The following is a 17,857-nucleotide window of genomic DNA, read 5'->3' on the forward strand; positions in this document are numbered from 1 at the left end:
CTTTTTTGTGCCCGAGGTCTGTATAGACAGAGAGATTCAAGAAATTTTGGAGATTGCTAGACAACAAGCTTTACAGCTACAAGGAACGTAATTAAAAGACAAATATCGCAAGAAAGCTAAATGATTCAGCAAGAATTTATAATTCTTTTTGTAAGGGGATACAATATAATAGAGGGGTAAGAAACTATTATATTTTATAAGGAGGATTATCATGCGAAATTCGATTCAGAACTTGTTTGATAAGAAGTGTCGTTTTTCCATTCGTAAGCTCAGTGTTGGGACTTGCTCCGTCATTATCGGGGCCTTTCTCTTAGGCCAAAGTCCAAGTGTATCGGCCCAAGAAGCTGTCTCCGACACCCCAGCCACCAGTGAGGTAGAGCCTGTTCCGGCGGGAGCCATTGATGTGGTTGAGCCAGCTGCAAGTGCGGAGGCTGCCCCTACAGCAACAGATACACCAGCAGCAACTGAAACACCCGCAGAAGCTGCCAGCCCAGCTGAGGCGTCAGCGACAGAGGCTCCAAGTCCTGCTGCCACTGAGAAGGCCAACCCTAATCCGAGTCCTGCGGCGACTGAAGACAAAGCAGTAGCACCAGACTGGACTGCGGCCGGCAGCCGTAAGGGGACTGTCGAAGTCGTGGAAGAAGGTGGCGTACGTTATAATAAACTGGCTTCTACTGCTCAGAATGATAACGGCCAGAACCCTGCCCTCTTTGAGAAAAAGGGACTGGAAGTGGACCAGGATGGCAATGCCAGTGTCAACTTGACCTTCAAGGACCTATCAACAGAAAAACAATCCCGCTTCGGGGTTTTCCTCAAGTATAAGGACCCTGCCAACCATATCTTCGTCGGCTACGACCGCGATGGTTGGTTCTGGGAATATAAATCGCCTAAGGCTAGCACCTGGTATCAAAAAGGTCGGGTAGCAGCCCCTAAAGCAGGAGAGGTCAACAATCTTTCTATCACTTACAAGAAGGATGGCCAGCTCAATGCTACTAACAATGGGAAGAGCCTCTTTGATACCTTACTAGTGCCAGAAGAAGTGAAGACGGCCTTAGAAGGGCAAAATAAGATTTATCTTAAGGCAGCAACCTGGGGCAATGAACGGACTAGTGTGGCTGTGCAGGCAGACGACCAGTCTAACCTCAAGCCAAGTCAACCAGATAATGGAGCAGTGGATCCAGGCCTAGCAGCCAACGACCAAGATGTTGTCTACGACCACATTCGTTCAGATGTCTTAGATGCTGAAATTGATACCCTCTTCCCACGCATCAAGCACTATCAGTTCGGCGGCCATACTATGACCGGGCAAGTGCAAAAACTAGATAAGCTCAGCATTAACGGGACTGATGTTAAGCCTCAAGTGACCTACCGCAAGGTGGATCAAGCGACTGCCGAGTACACGCTGACGGTTAAGAATCCTGAAGCCTTTATTGATGCGGTTATTACTGTGCAACTCAAGGTAGTGGGCAATGAACTGCACTTTGATGTGACCAAGGTAGAAAACAAAAACTTGGTGACCATGGGCAAAGAAATCGATAATCCTCGTAAATTGATTTCGACGATTGAATTCCCAGGTAACACCCTAGTTTCTGTCGGCTCTAATCAAACTGGAGCTAAGTTCGATGGTTCTTGGATGTCCAATAATACCCACCGGGCAGGTGATAGCCATGTGGACTTAGTGCCAGGTAAGATGGATGACTTCGCCTATGGCTTTATGTATGGCTTTGTCTCTTCTGACAAAGTCGCAGCTGGGGTTTGGAGTAACTCACAATTTAGCTACGGTGGTGGTTCTGAAGACTTTACGCGTCTGACCGCCTTCAAGCAACGCGTAGCAGGCGTTAACTATATTGGGATTCAAAGCTCGCCTTACTACTATCAACGGGCCTATGGCAAACTGGTTTATCCTGAATATACCCTCGAATTGCCAAGTAGCAAGGTAGTCTTTGCCCAAGACCTTAATAAGGACAAACAAGTAGACTGGCAGGATGGGGCCATCGCCTATCGAAATATTATGAACAACCCTAAAGGGGCCGAAAATGTTCCGGATCTGGTAGCTTACCGGATTGCCATGAACTTCGGTTCTCATGCGCAAAACCCATTCCTCATGACCCTAGACGGGATTAAGAAAGTCAATCTGCATACGGATGGCCTCGGCCAATCTGTCTTGCTTAAGGGGTACGGCAGTGAAGGGCACGACTCTGGCCACCTCAACTATGCCGATATTGGGCGTCGTATTGGGGGCGTCAAAGACTTCAAGACCCTGATTGAAAAATCCAAGCAATACGGGGCAAAACTAGGGATTCATGTCAATGCTTCTGAAACCTATCCAGAATCTAAATACTTTAGCGAAGCAATCCTGCGCAAACGCGAAGACGGGACTTATAGCTATGGTTGGAACTGGCTAGACCAGGGGATTAACATTGATGCGGCTTACGACTTAGCTCATAACCGTCTCAAACGGTGGAAAGACCTCAAAGAAACCTTGGGTGAAGGCCTAGACTTTATTTACCTAGACGTATGGGGCAACGGCCAGTCCGGGGACAACGGCGCTTGGGCTACCCACGTGATTGCTAAGGAAATCAATAGCCAAGGTTGGCGTTTCACTATTGAGTGGGGCCATGGGGGCGAATATGATTCCACCTTCCAACACTGGGCAGCTGACCTAACCTATGGTGGTTATACCAACAAGGGGATTAACTCCAATATTGCTCGTTTCATCCGCAACCACCAGAAAGATGCTTGGGTAGGGGATTATCCACGGTATGGCGGGGCAGCCAACTATCCACTCCTGGGTGGTTACGACATGAAGGACTTCGAGGGTTGGCAAGGCCGGAGCGACTATGAAGGTTATATTACCAACCTCTTCGAACACGATGTCATGACCAAATTCTTCCAACACTACAAGGTAACCAAATGGGTCAACGGCCACCCTGTCCAAATGACCGATAATGGTCAAACCTACAATTGGGTTCCAGAAATGGAAGTGCATTTGGCTAATGAAGCGGGCGATCAAATCGTCATCAAGCGTCTATCTAACGATCCAAATGATGCCGGCTACCGTCAACGTACGGTCACCCTCAACGGTCGTGTGATTGAAAATGCTGGTGCCTACCTGACCCCATGGAACTGGGATGCTAACGGTAAAGCCTTGACCGGCGACAAAGAGAAAATGTACTTCTTCTCTAAGACAGCTGGGCAAACTACCTGGACACTGCCAGAAAGTTGGCGTGGCGACAAGGTCTATCTCTACAAGTTGACCGACCAAGGTAAACAGGAACAAGTAGAACTAGCCGTTGATAGCCAAGGTCGCATCACCATTGATGCGCTCGCTAATCAACCTTATGTTCTCTACAAGGTAGCTCAAGGCAAACGCACTATGACCTGGAGTGAAGGCATGCATCTCTATGACCAAGGTTTCAATAGTGGCACCTTAGATCACTGGACCAAGACAGGGGATAGCCAAAATGCTCAAATCGTCAAGTCCCAAGGCGCTAATGAAATGCTACGTATTGCAGGCAACAAGGAACGTGTGACCTTGACACAGAAACTGACGGATTTGAAGCCTAATACCCGCTATGCTGTCTATGTTGGAGTGGATAACCGTAGTAATGCTAAGGCGGATATCACCATTAAATCCGGTAATCAGACCATCAGCAACTATACCTATAAATCTATTGCTAAGAACTACGTCCAAGCACATGCCCATAACACCTCAGCTAAGAATGCGACGGTGGACAATAGCAGTTACTTCCAAAATATGTATGTTTTCTTTACAACAGGAGCCGATGTCAGCAATGTTACTCTGACCTTAGGTCGTGATGCTGATCAGGATGCTACCTACTTCGATGAAATTCGAATCTTCGAGAATCAGTCCAATATGTATAGTGGTGGTCATAATACGACTCCGGGCACCTTCAAACAAGATTTTGAAGAAGTACCACAGGGGATCTTCCCATTTGTTGTGGGGAACGTAGAGGGTGTTTCCGATAACCGGACTCACTTGTCAGAACGCCATGACCCTTATACTCAACGGGGCTGGAACGGCAAGAAAATTAACGATGTTATTGAGGGTAACTGGTCCCTCAAGACTAATGGGTTAACCGGACGGGATCGACTTGTCTATCAAACTATTCCACAAAACTTCCGCTTCGAAGCTGGCAAGACCTACCGTGTCACCTTCGACTATGAAGCAGGGTCTCATGATGCCTATGCTTTTGTTGAAGGGGATGGCGAATATACTCGTCGCAGCAAGCTTAAGATGCATGCTTTGCGTAATACCTGGGAAGGGTCCGATAAGCCAGGTAAGGCTAGCTTTATTGTACAAGCATCGGATTCTGGCAACACTTGGATCGGGATCTACTCTACCAACAAAGCCTCCGATAATAAGGGTGAGACCGGCAGCGCCGTGGATTTCCGCGGTTATAAGGACTTCATGATGGATAATCTTCAGATTGAAGAAGTAAACTTAACCGGTAAGTTAATTGTGGATGAAGCCTACAAGGAAAATACGCCAGTGGTCAATGGCAACTACACTCCTGCTAGCCTAGAAGCCTACAAGAATGCCATTTTAGCCTTGACCGAAGCAGAAGATGACATTAGTGTTGAAGATGCCAACAAACTGGTAGCTGCCGTGCAAGCTGCTAAGGAAGCTCTACAAGTCAAACGGACTAGCCCAGGATGGGATGATATCGAATCAGTGGAAGCACCAGCCCACGAAGGGGAAGAGTTCTGGTATGCCTTTGACGGGGATACGGGGACATTATGGCATACACCATGGGATCGACGTGCTATCGGAGAGTCTGGGACGGTAACCTTTAAGCAACCACTGGAAGTGACTCGATTTGAATATGTCCCACGTCAAGATGGTGCTAACGGTCGCCTCAAAAAAGGGAACCTGGTCTTGGTAGACGAGACGGGTAAGGAACACCGTTTTGAATTTGACGGTTGGGCAAATGATGCCACAACCAAGGTTATTCCGTTCGATAAACCAATCAAGATTAAGAAAGCTACCATTACTGGGACGGAATCCTATGGGGATGGCGGAGCCTTCCAATCAGCGGCTGAATTGCGCTTTGTCTTGCCAGAAGTAGTGGATACGCCATTGGATATGACAACTTATCAAGCGGAACTTGCGCGCGTTAAAGGAATTGATACTGAGGTAGCTCGTCAAGCGGCCACTGCTGTAGAAGCATATTATCAAGGCTTGAACCAAGATAACCTGGTGACTAAGGCGGCCTTGGATCGTCTAGTTGATTACCTCAAGCAAATCAAGACGCCAGAGCCAAGTCAGCCAAGTCAGCCAAGTCAACCAGGCCAACCAAGTCAGCCAGGCCAACCAGGTCAGCCAGGTCAGCCAGGTCAACCAGGTCAGCCAAGTCAGCCAAGTCAACCAGGCCAGCCAGGTAAGCCGGATCAACCAAGTCAGCCAGGTCAGCCAAGTCAACCAGGCCAGCCAGGTCAGCCGGATCAACCAAGTCAGCCAGGTCAGCCAGGTCAACCAAGTCAACCAGACCAACCAGGTACCAAGTTACCACTCTATGAGACCCAAGGGGTCAAGGTGACCCTCAATGCGGACAAGACCGAAGCGACCTTCGAGGATAATGACGGCGATACGCGCGTTTCGGTTAAGATTCCAACTAAACACTTGGATCCAAGCATCGTGGCAGTATCGGTTGTGCCGCTCAAAGAGAAGTTGGCAGCCCTAGGCGAAGATGAGCACCAAGCTTATGAAATCAGCTTCCTCAACAAGGACGGCAAGGAAGTCCCTGTCAAAGGTGATGCTAAGGTCATCTTCCCAGTGGATAAGGCTGTGACTAAGGCTTACTACTTGACCAGCGACACCAAGGAAATCGTCAATGAAGTGCCATTTGAGATGATGGATGATGGACGCGTAGCCTTGACGGTTAACCACTTCTCGCTCTATGCGGTAAGTTTCGGTAAGCGTCAAGAAACTCCAAGTCAACAAACGCCTCCAAGTCAGCCATCCACCCCAAGTCAACCAGCCAATCCAAGTGAACAAGCTGGTGGACCATTGGTGGCTCAGGCTGTTCAATTAACTCCAAGTGAGGGCAAGGGACAATTGCCAGCTACTGGTGAAAGTGATCAAACCTTACTCTTCAGCGCAGCTGCCCTATCCTTACTCGCTGGATTAGGCCTCGTTGCAACCAAACGTCCTGAAGATCAAGCCTAGTTTAGATAAGAGAGGTTGAGACTTTTGTCTCAGCCTCTTTTCTATTTAGGGCAAGGAGCCTAGCAATAAAATTCTGAAAAAATTGCTTGCCATGCTTAGTCCAGGATGCTATAATAGTCGAGTAGTGATTTTGCGGTCATGGCGGAATGGCAGACGCGCTGTCTTGAGGGGGCAGTGGGGGTATCCCCGTGGAAGTTCGAGTCTTCTTGGCCGCATCACCGAGGAGGGGCAACCCTCCTTTTTTTGTTATATATAGGGTGGGAGCTAGTCATTCTAACTCTCATCGACATTTAATGACACCGGGACAGGGTTTTGGTACAATAGGCAATAATAAGATGAAGTAAAGGAGCAGAGCATGAAAACACAGGCATCGTTAGAGAAAATTATTGTGTTGGATTTTGGGAGTCAGTATAACCAGTTGATTACCCGCCGCATTCGGGAATTTGGGGTCTTCAGTGAATTATTACCCAATGATACCAGTGCTACCGACATTCAAGCCGAAGGCAATGTCAAGGGGATTATCTTCTCAGGGGGACCACATAGCGTCTATGCTGAGGGTGCCTTCACCATTGACCCCGCCATCTTCGAATTGGGGATTCCAATCTTAGGGATTTGCTATGGCATGCAGTTGACCACCCACCTTCTAGGCGGTAAGGTCGAATCTGCTAACAAGCGCGAATATGGTCGCTCCATGTTAGATGTTCACCAACGTGAAACAGGCCTCTTTGCTGGCTTAGATAGCCATGAGAAGGTTTGGATGAGCCATGGTGACTTAATCGTGCAAGTGCCTGAAGGGTTCAGCGTGACGGCGTCTAACGATCACTGCCCGGTGGCGGCCTTCGAGAACCCAGCCCGTCAAATCTACGGCGTCCAGTTCCACCCAGAAGTGCGTCACTCTGAGCACGGGAATGACTTGCTCCGCAACTTCGCTTTCAATATCTGTGGGGCCAAAGGTGACTGGTCCATGGAAGACTTCATCGAAATTGAAGTAGCCAAAATTCGCCAACAAGTTGGCGACCGCAAGGTGCTGCTTGGCTTGTCCGGTGGGGTAGACTCCAGCGTCGTAGGGGTGCTCCTACAGAAAGCCATCGGCGACCAATTAACCTGTATCTTCGTCGACCACGGCCTCTTGCGTAAAGGCGAGGGCGATCAAGTTATGGATAGCCTAGCTGGTAAATTCGGTCTTAACATCATCCGGGTTAACGCCAAGGATCGCTTCTTGTCCAAGTTAGCTGGCGTGAGCGACCCTGAACAAAAACGTAAAATCATCGGCAACGAATTCGTCTATGTCTTCGATGATGAAGCGGCTAAGCTGGAAGGGGTAGACTTCCTAGCCCAAGGGACCCTCTACACCGACATCATCGAGTCTGGGACCAAGACAGCCGAGACTATCAAGTCTCACCACAACGTGGGTGGTCTACCAGAAGACATGCAGTTCGAGTTGATTGAGCCCCTCAACACCCTTTTCAAGGACGAAGTACGTGCCTTGGGGACAGCGCTGGGGATGCCAGACAGCTTGGTATGGCGCCAACCATTCCCAGGCCCAGGTCTCGGTATTCGGGTTATCGGTGAAATCACCGAAGAAAAACTCGAAATCGTCCGTGAATCAGATGCCATTCTGCGCGAAGAGATTGCCAACCATGGCCTAGACCGTGACGTATGGCAATACTTCACCGTACTCCCAGGCTTCAAGTCTGTTGGGGTTATGGGGGATGGCCGGACCTACGACTATACCGTTGGGATTCGTGCCGTCACCTCTATCGACGGGATGACCAGCGATTTCGCCCGCCTACCGTGGGAAGTGCTGCAAGTCATCAGCGCCCGTATTGTTAACGAAGTAGCCCATGTTAACCGCGTGGTCTATGATATTACAAGTAAACCACCAGCGACCATTGAATGGGAGTAACAGAAGCAAATATGTTACTGTTATGAAGCGTTTGAAAATACTTTGTTTTAGAGATTTGAAAGCGTGAATACTGCTTTAGTGATACTATTTTGATACTAAAAAGCCCCAAAAGTAGGTTCAAAAGGAAGTTGTGGAATTTAGGTGAATTTTAAGAAATCCTTCCATCATTTTGGTGGGAGGTTTTTGTGGAAATAGTGGGTGACAAACCTGAATTTGTGGAGGAGATAATATGATTGGCAAAGTTATAAAAGTTAAAATAGATCGTCCACTAGGGAGTTCTCACCCTGATTATCCGGAACATATTTATCCAATCAATTATGGTTATGTTGAAGGAATAATCGCTCCTGATGGAGAAGAACAAGATGTGTATGTACTTGGCGTTGATAAAGCAGTAGATGAATATGAGGGAGAATTAATTGCAGTTATCAAAAGGGACGATGACGTTGAAGAAAAATGGGTTGTCGCTCCAATAGGAACAAAATATACAGTGGAAGAAATTGAAGAAGCTGTTAGATTTCAAGAGAAATATTTCAAGTCTCATATTGAGCGGGTATAATCGCAAGCAAAGTAATTTAACTGAATGATACAAAAAGCCTTCTATCATTTTGATGGGAGGCTTTAGTGTCAAGTCATACATCATTTAGAATGGGGGAACTAGAAATGAGAGAGTACAGAATTAGGGAGACTGAATACACCATTCGTTACCATAATTTTTATGGCAAGGGGACACCGATCCTATTCATACATGGTTTAGGCTGCGCCAGTTCTTTCGACTATATTGAAGTAGCCGCTATGCTGGGGCATAGCCAGCGAATCATTCTGATTGATTTGTTGGGCGCGGGTTACAGCGATAAGCCCTTGGATTTTGAATACAGTGTTAAGGCTCATGCTCAATATTTAAGTGAGTTTGTGGAAGATTTGAAGCTAGATCAAGTGATTGTTTTCGGCCATAGTCTAGGCGGCGCTGTCGCTATCGAATTATGTAATCTGATTAGCAAGCGCGTCAAGAAGCTGATATTAAGTGAATCGAATCTAGATCCAAGTTCAGATGGGGCAGCCAGTTTTGATATTGCGAGTCTGGATCAGACCAACTTGGAGCAGGAATTCGCCAAGAAGCTGGTCTACTACCAACAAGCAGGTTATACAACTTGGCTAGCAACTTTAAGAAATTGGCTGCCAAAGGCGGCATTTGAAATATCTCGAAATGCGGTTCAAGGCGGTCAAGTCTCTTGGAGACAGCTCTTGTATCAATTTGACTTTCCAAAGTATTTTATTTTCGGCGAACAAACACTACCTGACCCTGATTTTGAGAAGTTGCAAGAGCAGGGTGTGAAAATTGAAGTAGTGCCGAATGCAGGCCACTCAATGGCTTGGGAAAACCCTGAGGGTCTGGCGCAGGCTATTCGAAAGTGCCTATTAAAGTAGGTTGTTTGTCCCTGGCACTTTCGTGCTATAATGGAAAAGAATCCCCATAAAGGAAGTGACCCAATGAAAAAACTACTACTCGCCATATTCGTCCTCGTGCTTATGGTGCCTAGCCTTGTCAGGGCGGAGTCTGTGCCTCAAACAGCTGAGGAATACAAGGACTACTTTACGCAAGTAGAGGGCTTAATCACCGACGATGTGGAGAAGTCTTATAATCAATACATGGACTTTATCAAGGCCACGGAGCGCATTCCGGCTAAGAAAGAAACCTGGTCATCTCAGGTTGACTATTTGTTATATCGAACAGGAGATAATAAGGATAATAAGGCTGCCTTTTTTGGTAGCACCACGGGGCAAACACTTGGTTATGCTTTTGATCAACTTCCTGCCGAGGCTATTAAAGGCTATTTAGCAGCTTTAGGGCTTGAGCCAACCAGTGAGTTAGAGTCGATGCTGACAAGTCCCGCCAAATTCCAGGGGCGCGTCCTAATCCTTAAGAATGACAAGGCAATCGTCCAAGTATTTGCCTTCGAAGGGCAGTTTGGTATCCGGATTTATCGTGATTTAGCCTTTTTTGTAAAGGTGAGTCGGCCAGCTGACCAAGAACAAGCAGATCAAGCCTTGGATTTGCTAGTTGACTTATATACTGACCATTTTACTAAGGTAGAGAGCTTGATTAACGATGATGCGGAAGCTTCTTATAAGAATTATATGGACTTAATTAAGAACACACATCTCCAAGATGCCGATGAAATTACATTAGAAGATGGCAGGTCTGTCAAGTACTATAAGATTAGCGAAGATCAGGAAGGTATTATTGCGAGTCCGGATGGCAAGACGCTGGGCTATAGCCTGACCTTGGGAACTAAGGAAGCTTTACTTGCCTACCTAAAAGTGCTCAAGCTTGAAGAGACGAGCGAGCTTAAGAAACTGTTGGCTGATCCTCAAGTAGGAAAAGACAGTTTTGTTCTCATCCAGAATGATAAGGTCGGCGTGGCAATCAGAACTTTTGGCGATAAGGAGAGCAAGAATCTCCGCTTCAATATTCTAGTCATGAGAGATTTAGAATTCTATCAGAAAGCTGTCAAAGACTATAAGGAGAAGGCTAAAAATTAGCCCTAAGTAAAGAGACATATAATAACAAAAAATCCCAATCCATGATGGATTGGGATTTTCTATCTACTTATTCCCCCGCACCATCAACGCCGCCACCATCGGCTGGCGGGGCTGGGGCTGGGTCAGGTGTTGGGTCTGGTTGGGGTTCGACCACTGGGTCCGCAGGTGTTGGCGGAGTGACTGGGTCTGGGTTTGGCGCCGGGGTGGTTGGACTTGTTGGCGCGGTGTAGTCGTTGTTTTGGCGAGTGTTTGGACTAGTTGGAGAATCTTGGTCATCGTTGTCTTGGGTTCCTGGCCGGGATTCGGAGGATTGGCTAGATGACGAAGAGGATTCAGATGAGGAAGAGCTGGATGAAGAGGATGAGCTAGAAGAGGAGCTTTCCGATTTGGATTCAGCTGATTCCTTGGAGTTGTCGCTAGAGGAGGAGTCCTTGGACGACTCGCGGCTAGACTCATTAGGCGCCGAGATATGGTCGGGGCGCCGACCTACCCAGGAATCGAGATGGGTCAAGAGATCTAAGCCACTGAAGTTGGCTAGGACATCTACTGTCCCGATAGCTAATAGAATAAGAATAATATGGGCGAAGAGTTTTGCCTTTTTCATGTTGTTGCTCCTTGTGCGCAAGTATACTATCATCATTATAGCAATTTTGCATAAAAAGGCAACTAGCACGCATCAAAATAGGAGGAGATTATGAAAAAACCTACAAGTAGTTTTAAACTGGACAAAAGCTCGGTCTAGAGACTGATTTTTGGCCTTGGCCCAAAGTTTTCCTTGCCTAGGAAGCCTAAACTTTCTATACTAGAAGTAGAGAAAGATATGATGCGAGGAGGGAGTAAGATGCTGAACTTCTTACTAGTGACTGTAAATATTATCTTAACGGGTGTAGCGGGCTATCTTTTGTTGCGCCGCAAATCACGTTTCACGCCTGAATGGCAGAAGGCGGTCTGGTATTTGCTTTTAATCCTAGCTCTTTATGCCGTTCAAGAAGTCTGGGCTTACTGGCAGCATGAGGTAGGAACAGGTGTGCAAGTCCTCAATTTGGTCTATAGCCTCCTGATTTTCTTGGCTGCTTACATGGGGAGCGAGACCGTCATGTTGGCGGTGCGCGGTGATGATACTTATTGGGACAGTCTATTAGGCCTTCTAGCTCATATTAAGGGCTTTGGTCGTAGCATGGTAGCGGGCGTTAAAGACAAACTTGAAGACAAAGGGGCCGGGCGATAGCCGGGTCTCTTTTTTGCGTTCGGACACGATTGAGAGCCGTGAGTGAAACTGCGCGACAAATCGGATTAAAGTCTATACAATTATCTGTGTATATATACAAATTTAGAATATTGAATGGTGAAAAGGAATTTTCAATATTGTTAAGTATGTGAGCCTGGCTAGAGCTCTAGTTCAAAAACATGATAATCTCTATTTTAAAAGGAATATAGGCGGATGATATGACTGATAATTCTGTCCTAATTTATTCCGAAAAAACATCCAAAACTTTAGCGAAATCGGAGATTGTCAAAAAAGTGCATAATTCTACAAAAAATGAGTCTATACTCTTTTCAAGCGACTTAAGACATGCTATAATGCCTTTGCAACCTGATAAAACTCCTCAACAAGGAAGTCGAGTATGGGGGTACTGATTCCTTGTCGAATATATAGTTTCATAGGATTTCCTTCTAAGTAAGAGGGATGACGAAGAGGCTTGCTCAAGTGCCTCAAGTCAAGGATTCGATGGCTGAATGGATTTTCACCCATCCATGGTCAGGTAGCTGCTATTTATGGATAGGGCTGCTAAGACGCTTAAGGCGTTTTTTCAACGGATCGTCATATATACAAGGAGATGCTAGATTTTTGTCATCAGTATCAGGTGCGCGTGCAGAGCGAGGGCTCTGCACTTGAGGAGGCTTGGCTCGAGAGATTAGGGACTCTTGAGCTGGGGTAGGCTTATTTTACAAGTGAGGGAGAATAAGCTGCTGGACAAAATTAAGCATTGACATGAACCGCACCCGCTTGCCACGATGCAAGGGGTGCGGTTTTTGCATAGAGATAATGTTGGGGCAAACTGTTTAATGCCTGTTATCGATAGGAGCTGTGTTATAATAGAACTATGAACTAGAGAGGAGTTTGAAGTATGAAAGTTTATCACGGTCGCACAGACATTGAGCGTTTTGAGCATTTGGTGGAAACGCCTAGCGAGACAGTCACCCACCTGGTCCTACCTGCCGGGCAAGCTATTGGTCAGCACCACGTCCCTTATACGGTGGTCGTCGTCCCAGTCAAAGGGCGAATCCTTTTCTCTGATGAGAAGGAGACAGCCGAAATCTATCCCGGCGTTATCATTCGCATGGCTCCTCACGAAGTACACTCCCTGGAAGCCGTCGAAGATAGCGAACTCATGGTCATCAAATCCCACCTAGCGCCAGAAGCCTAGGTGTATCGGTGGCGTAGCCCCTGTCCTTAGTACAGGGGCTTTTTGGTATGGGGGGAAGAGCTAAAAGCGAAGCGGGATTCTTGAGCTAGTGGACCACTTTGGAGAGTGGACCACTGGATGGGGTGGAAATGGGGAAAAGGGGCAGAAACGAGGTGAAAGTCGCGAGCTAGTGGTCAACTCTGGAGAGTGGACCACTGGCTGGGTGGGAAACTGGGGGAAAGGGGCAGAACTGAGGCGAAAGTCGCGAGCTAGTGGTCCACTCTTTGGAGTGGACCACTAGCTGGGCAGGTAACAGGTAAAAAGTACCCGAAATGTGGCGAAAGGCATGAGCTAATGGACTACTAGCTAGGTTAGAAATCTGATAGAAAGGGCCAAGCCAGAGGGGAGGCGTGAGCCAGTCCATTGATAGGAGGAACGATGGACTAGCTGCGAGCTTTTTCTATCAAAAAGGGCGTTTAGGGGTGTTTTTTGTGAGGCCAGTCCATTGATAGGCAGAACAATGGACTGGCGGAGCCCTCTTTTGCAGGAAGAAAGTTTGTTAGCGTTAACAAAATGACCTAGGCTAGGAGCAAAGAAGGGTAGAGCATGCTATAATAAAAAAATGAAAGCGCATTATAATATAGAAGGGATATCTGAACTATGAAAGATATGCGATTAACTCAAGTCCGACGCCAAGAGCGTTATGGCATTAAGAAACTCAGTGTGGGGGTGGCTTCTGTCCTAGTAGCAACTACCCTATACTTCCTGCCGGGCAGTGCCCAAGTCTTAGCGGCTAGTCAGGCTAATGAAGAGGCATCTAGCAGCCAGTTAGCGGCTGACGCAGGCAACCAGGTGACACCAGCGCCAGCGGGTCAATCAGACGCTGGGCAGGCTGATGGCGCCAAGCCAGCTGACCAAGCCACTTCAGCGGGCCAAGCTGATGGCAAGAAACCGGCTGATGCCAGCCAAGCGGCGGAAGGCGCTCAAGCAAGTGATGGCACTAACCCAGCGGACCGCACCAAGCCAACTGACGGCACTAACCCGGCCGACAGCACCAAGCCAACTGACAGCGCCACCCCAGCCGACACCGCCAAACCAGCCACCCCTGAGTCAGGCGACAGCCCTACAGCTACCCTGGCAGTGGCGCCGCAGGTGGCGCCAGCCAACCAAGCGCCGGAGATTCCGGCGGGGCATTTCCGTATGCATTTTGCTAAGTTGCCAAGCGATAATATTAGCGAGATTGGCGCCTGGGTATGGGGTAACGGGGTCAAAGCGCCGTCCAACAATTGGCCGACTGGGGCGATGCGCTTCTCAGAAGACAAGAAGACGGCTTATGGCTACTACCTGGATGTGCCGGTGACACCTCAGGCGACCGCCATCAACTACTTGCTCAACAACGTCAACGATGGCAGCAAGAAGTTTACCGAGGACCTAAGCCTAGCCATCACCAACCCGCAAATGAAACAAGCCTGGTTGGACGAAAACTACCAGGCCAGTGTGGAAGAGCCAATTCCTGCCAACAAGAATCGCCTGCGCGTCCACTATCACCGGGCTGACGGCCAGTATGACAACTGGGGTCTCTGGGTCTGGGGTAAGGATGTGGAGCACCCCTCTAGCGACTGGCCTAAGGGCGCCCTAGAATTCAATCAGAGCGGGCCTTTTGGTCGCTACTTAGATTTACCTATTACAGAACTTGGAAAGGACATTCATTTCTTACTCGTGAACAAAGCAACTTCAAAACAAACCAAAGACATGAGCTTCAGCGACCGCGCCAACCATGAGCAAGTCTACCTGCATGATGAGGAAGACACGGTCTACACGACGCCATTTAAGACCTTATCTGAACGTATTACCCGTGCCGAAGTGACGGCGCCGCACCAAGTCTTAGCTAACTTTACGGCAGTGGATCAGTTGGACCTAGCCAAAGTCCAGCAAGACCTAACTGTTACCACTAATACCGGCCAAGCAGTCAAAGTCACTAAGATTGAAGTCGACGCAGTTAACAAGCGCCTGATTCTGACAACTGAAGAGGATGTCAGCCGGACGCCGCTTAAGCTGACCTACCATGACGAGACCGTCAACAGCCAGACCGGTTGGAAGCTAACAGACTCTCTCTATAATTATCAGGGCGAGTTAGGCGCCACCCTACAAGCAGACGGTTCCGCTCTTATGCGTCTCTGGGCGCCAAGCGCGGATGCTGTGACGGCTGTCCTCTATGACAAGGATAATCCGGACCAAGTGGTAGCGCGCGTGCCTTTGACTAAGGATGCTAGCACGGGCCTGTGGACGGTGACCTTGAATGGCCAAAACACGCCAGCCAAGAATTTGGATGGTTACTTCTACCACTACCAAGTGGAGCGTGGCGGTCAGTCGGTTCTGGTCTTAGACCCTTATGCTAAGTCCTTAGCCAAATGGGACCAAGCCACTGCCAAGGAAAAAGTAGCCAAGGCAGCAATCGTGGATCCAAATAAGATTGGACCAAAATTATCCTATGCCAATATTCCAGGCTTCAAGAAACGCGAGGACGCAGTTATCTATGAAGCCCATGTCCGCGACTTTACTTCTGATCCTAAGTTAGAAGGCCAGCTTAAGTCACCATTTGGGACCTTCTCAGCCTTTGCGGAACGTCTCAGCTACCTCAAACAACTGGGTGTGACCCATATCCAGCTCTTGCCAGTCATGAGTTACTACTTTGCTAATGAGAGCGCTCGTGCTCAGCGTGAGCTCCAACCAAGCACCCAAAACAATAACTACAACTGGGGCTATGACCCGCAATCCTACTTCAGTCTTAGCGGCATGTATGCTAGCGACCCAAGCAAGCCACAAGCCCGCATTGAAGAATTCAAGCAATTAATCAAGGCGATCCATGACCAAGGTATGGGAGTTATCATGGACGTGGTCTACAACCACACCGCTAAGACCCATCTCTTTGAAGACATTGAGCCAGGTTACTACCACTTCATGAATGCTGATGGTAGTCCGCGTGAAAGCTTTGGTGGCGGGCGCCTAGGGACTACCCATAAGATGGCGCGTCGGGTCCTAGTGGATTCCATTAAATACTGGACCGACACCTTCAAGGTGGACGGCTTCCGCTTCGACATGATGGGGGACCATGATGCTGAAGCTATTGCCCAGGCTTACCGGGCAGCCAGCGCCCTCAATCCTAAGGTCTTCATGCTTGGGGAAGGTTGGCGGACCTTTGTCGGGGACGAAGGGGATCCTGTTCAAGCGGCCGACCAAGACTGGATGCGGTCGACTGACGGTGTGGCGGTCTTCTCCGATGAGATCCGTAACGAGCTCAAGTCCGGTTACCCATCTGAAGGGCAACCTCGCTTCTTGACAGGCGGACCACGCAATGTCTACCAAATCTTCAATAATATTATTGCTAACCCAAGTAACTTTATTGCAGATGCACCGGGTGATGTGATTCAATACATTGCTGCTCACGACAATTTAACCCTGCATGATATTATCGCCCAATCCATTAAGAAGGATCCTAAGACCCATGCGGCTGAGATTCATCAACGCATTCGTTTGGGTAACCTTATGATTCTGACTTCCCAAGGGACGCCATTTATCCATTCCGGTCAGGAAATGGGGCGGACCAAGCAATTGTTGGACCCTGCATACAAGAATAAGGTGGATGACGACAAGGCGCCTTATAAGACCCATCTCTTAGTCGATGAGCAGGGCAAGCCATTCGACTATCCATACTTCGTTCACGATTCCTATGATTCTTCCGACATCATTAACCGCTTTGACTGGAGTAAGGTTGCCGAAGATGGCCGATATCCTCATAACCAAGCCACGCTGGCCTACACTCGCGGCTTGATTGCCCTACGTAAGTCTACCGATGCTTTCCGCAAAGGAACGGCTAAGGAAATCGCCGACCAAGTGACCATGATGACGTCGCCAGACATTGCGGATAGCGACAATGTCATTGCCTATCAGGCAGTGGACTCTAATGGCGACCGCTATGTGGTGGTAGTCAATGCAGATAATAAGGTTCGCAAGCTGCGCTTCAACCCTGACCGCTTCCCTGGTCTGGATAAGGCGGAAGCCTTGGTGGATGGGGCCCGTGCCGGGACCCAAGCCCTGACGGATCTGGTAGGGGTAGCCTATGATGCAGAATCTGTCACCTTGCAACCCTTAACGGCGACGATCTTGCGGATCAAGGCCAAGCCAGATCAAGCACCTCAGCCTGAACCTGAGCAAGAAAACCAAGCACCAGACCGAATTGATCCTCTATCTGTGGCGCGTGCCGGTTTTGGAGGCTTTGGCGGCGATGTCGCCCAAGCACCAGCAGGCCAACTGCCTGCAACCGGTGAGAGCCAAGCCCCACTCAGTCTCTGGGCGGCGGTTATGGCTGGCTTAGGTAGCCTCATGGTCGGCTTAGGCTTGAAGAAAGAACGCGAGGCACAATAGCATAAAGTAAACTTAAAAGGTAGGGGTCTATCCCCTGCCTTTTGCTTTGTTTGTGAGCTAGCTTAACAAGGGGGGGCTTCCGTTAGCTAGAGTCGACTAGGTAATTTGTATAGTGATTGTTAGACCTTAGCACAAGCAACGTAGTTAAGAGCGTGGTGGTGACACAAAAGTCGTCATCAGAATCTGATTATATAGAGGATTAATATCAGAAGAGACAAAAAAATTAAAGCTAGCTTATAGAAGCTAGAAGAAGTTCTTATACTAATTGAAAGTGGCTGAATCGTTAATTTATCAACTCTTTTAGTAGAAGTATAAGGGAGAGCAATTAGCGGATTAACTTTCAGTTTTAACATAATTGAGCAAAATGTATAGAAGAAACCGATTAAC

General features: G+C 48.2%; 9 protein-coding genes and 1 tRNA gene. 9 read left to right on the forward strand and 1 reads right to left on the reverse strand.

Annotated features, from left to right (window positions below; genetic code table 11):
* The first annotated feature begins 211 nt into the window (after positions 1-211).
* The 6 genes from RWO08_RS06330 to RWO08_RS06355 all read left to right on the forward strand — a co-directional run bounded on the left by RWO08_RS06330 (position 212) and on the right by RWO08_RS06355 (position 10,637).
* Entirely contained in the window at positions 212-6,190 is a 5,979-nt protein-coding gene (locus RWO08_RS06330) for an endo-alpha-N-acetylgalactosaminidase family protein (RefSeq protein ID WP_314211535.1), read from the forward strand.
* A 132-nt stretch (positions 6,191-6,322) separates the two neighbouring features.
* Positions 6,323-6,405, forward strand: a tRNA-Leu gene (locus tag RWO08_RS06335).
* A 140-nt stretch (positions 6,406-6,545) separates the two neighbouring features.
* Complete coding sequence (guaA, locus tag RWO08_RS06340) at positions 6,546-8,096, forward strand: glutamine-hydrolyzing GMP synthase (RefSeq protein WP_314211536.1); 1,551 nt, start codon at positions 6,546-6,548, stop codon at positions 8,094-8,096.
* A 229-nt stretch (positions 8,097-8,325) separates the two neighbouring features.
* Complete coding sequence (locus RWO08_RS06345) at positions 8,326-8,652, forward strand: inorganic diphosphatase (protein WP_291429275.1); 327 nt, start codon at positions 8,326-8,328, stop codon at positions 8,650-8,652.
* Positions 8,653-8,756: 104 nt separating this feature from the next.
* Positions 8,757-9,521 carry an alpha/beta hydrolase gene (locus RWO08_RS06350; protein ID WP_314211537.1) on the forward strand — a complete coding sequence of 255 codons (765 nt, stop codon included), beginning with the start codon at positions 8,757-8,759 and terminating at the stop codon, positions 9,519-9,521.
* Positions 9,522-9,584: 63 nt separating this feature from the next.
* On the forward strand, positions 9,585-10,637 hold the full coding sequence (locus tag RWO08_RS06355) for a hypothetical protein (RefSeq protein ID WP_314211538.1): 1,053 nt from the start codon (positions 9,585-9,587) through the stop codon (positions 10,635-10,637).
* A gap of 67 nt (positions 10,638-10,704) precedes the next feature.
* On the opposite strand, the gene RWO08_RS06360 is transcribed toward RWO08_RS06355, so the two are convergent.
* Positions 10,705-11,241 carry a hypothetical protein gene (locus RWO08_RS06360; protein WP_314211539.1) on the reverse strand — a complete coding sequence of 179 codons (537 nt, stop codon included), beginning with the start codon at positions 11,239-11,241 and terminating at the stop codon, positions 10,705-10,707.
* Between the two features lie 237 nt (positions 11,242-11,478).
* On the opposite strand from RWO08_RS06360, the gene RWO08_RS06365 reads away from it, so the two are divergent.
* The 3 genes from RWO08_RS06365 to RWO08_RS06375 all read left to right on the forward strand — a co-directional run bounded on the left by RWO08_RS06365 (position 11,479) and on the right by RWO08_RS06375 (position 17,470).
* A complete protein-coding gene (locus RWO08_RS06365) occupies positions 11,479-11,865 on the forward strand; it encodes a hypothetical protein (protein ID WP_314211540.1) in 387 nt (128 codons plus the stop codon).
* 901 nt (positions 11,866-12,766) lie between these two features.
* Positions 12,767-13,066 (forward strand): cupin, encoded by a 300-nt coding sequence (locus RWO08_RS06370; RefSeq protein ID WP_314211541.1) that lies wholly within the window; start codon positions 12,767-12,769, stop codon positions 13,064-13,066.
* Between the two features lie 639 nt (positions 13,067-13,705).
* A complete protein-coding gene (locus tag RWO08_RS06375) occupies positions 13,706-17,470 on the forward strand; it encodes a pullulanase (protein WP_314211542.1) in 3,765 nt (1,254 codons plus the stop codon).
* Positions 17,471-17,857: the final 387 nt, after the last annotated feature.

The organism is uncultured Abiotrophia sp. (assembly GCF_963520105.1).
GTDB lineage: Bacteria > Bacillota > Bacilli > Lactobacillales > Aerococcaceae > Abiotrophia.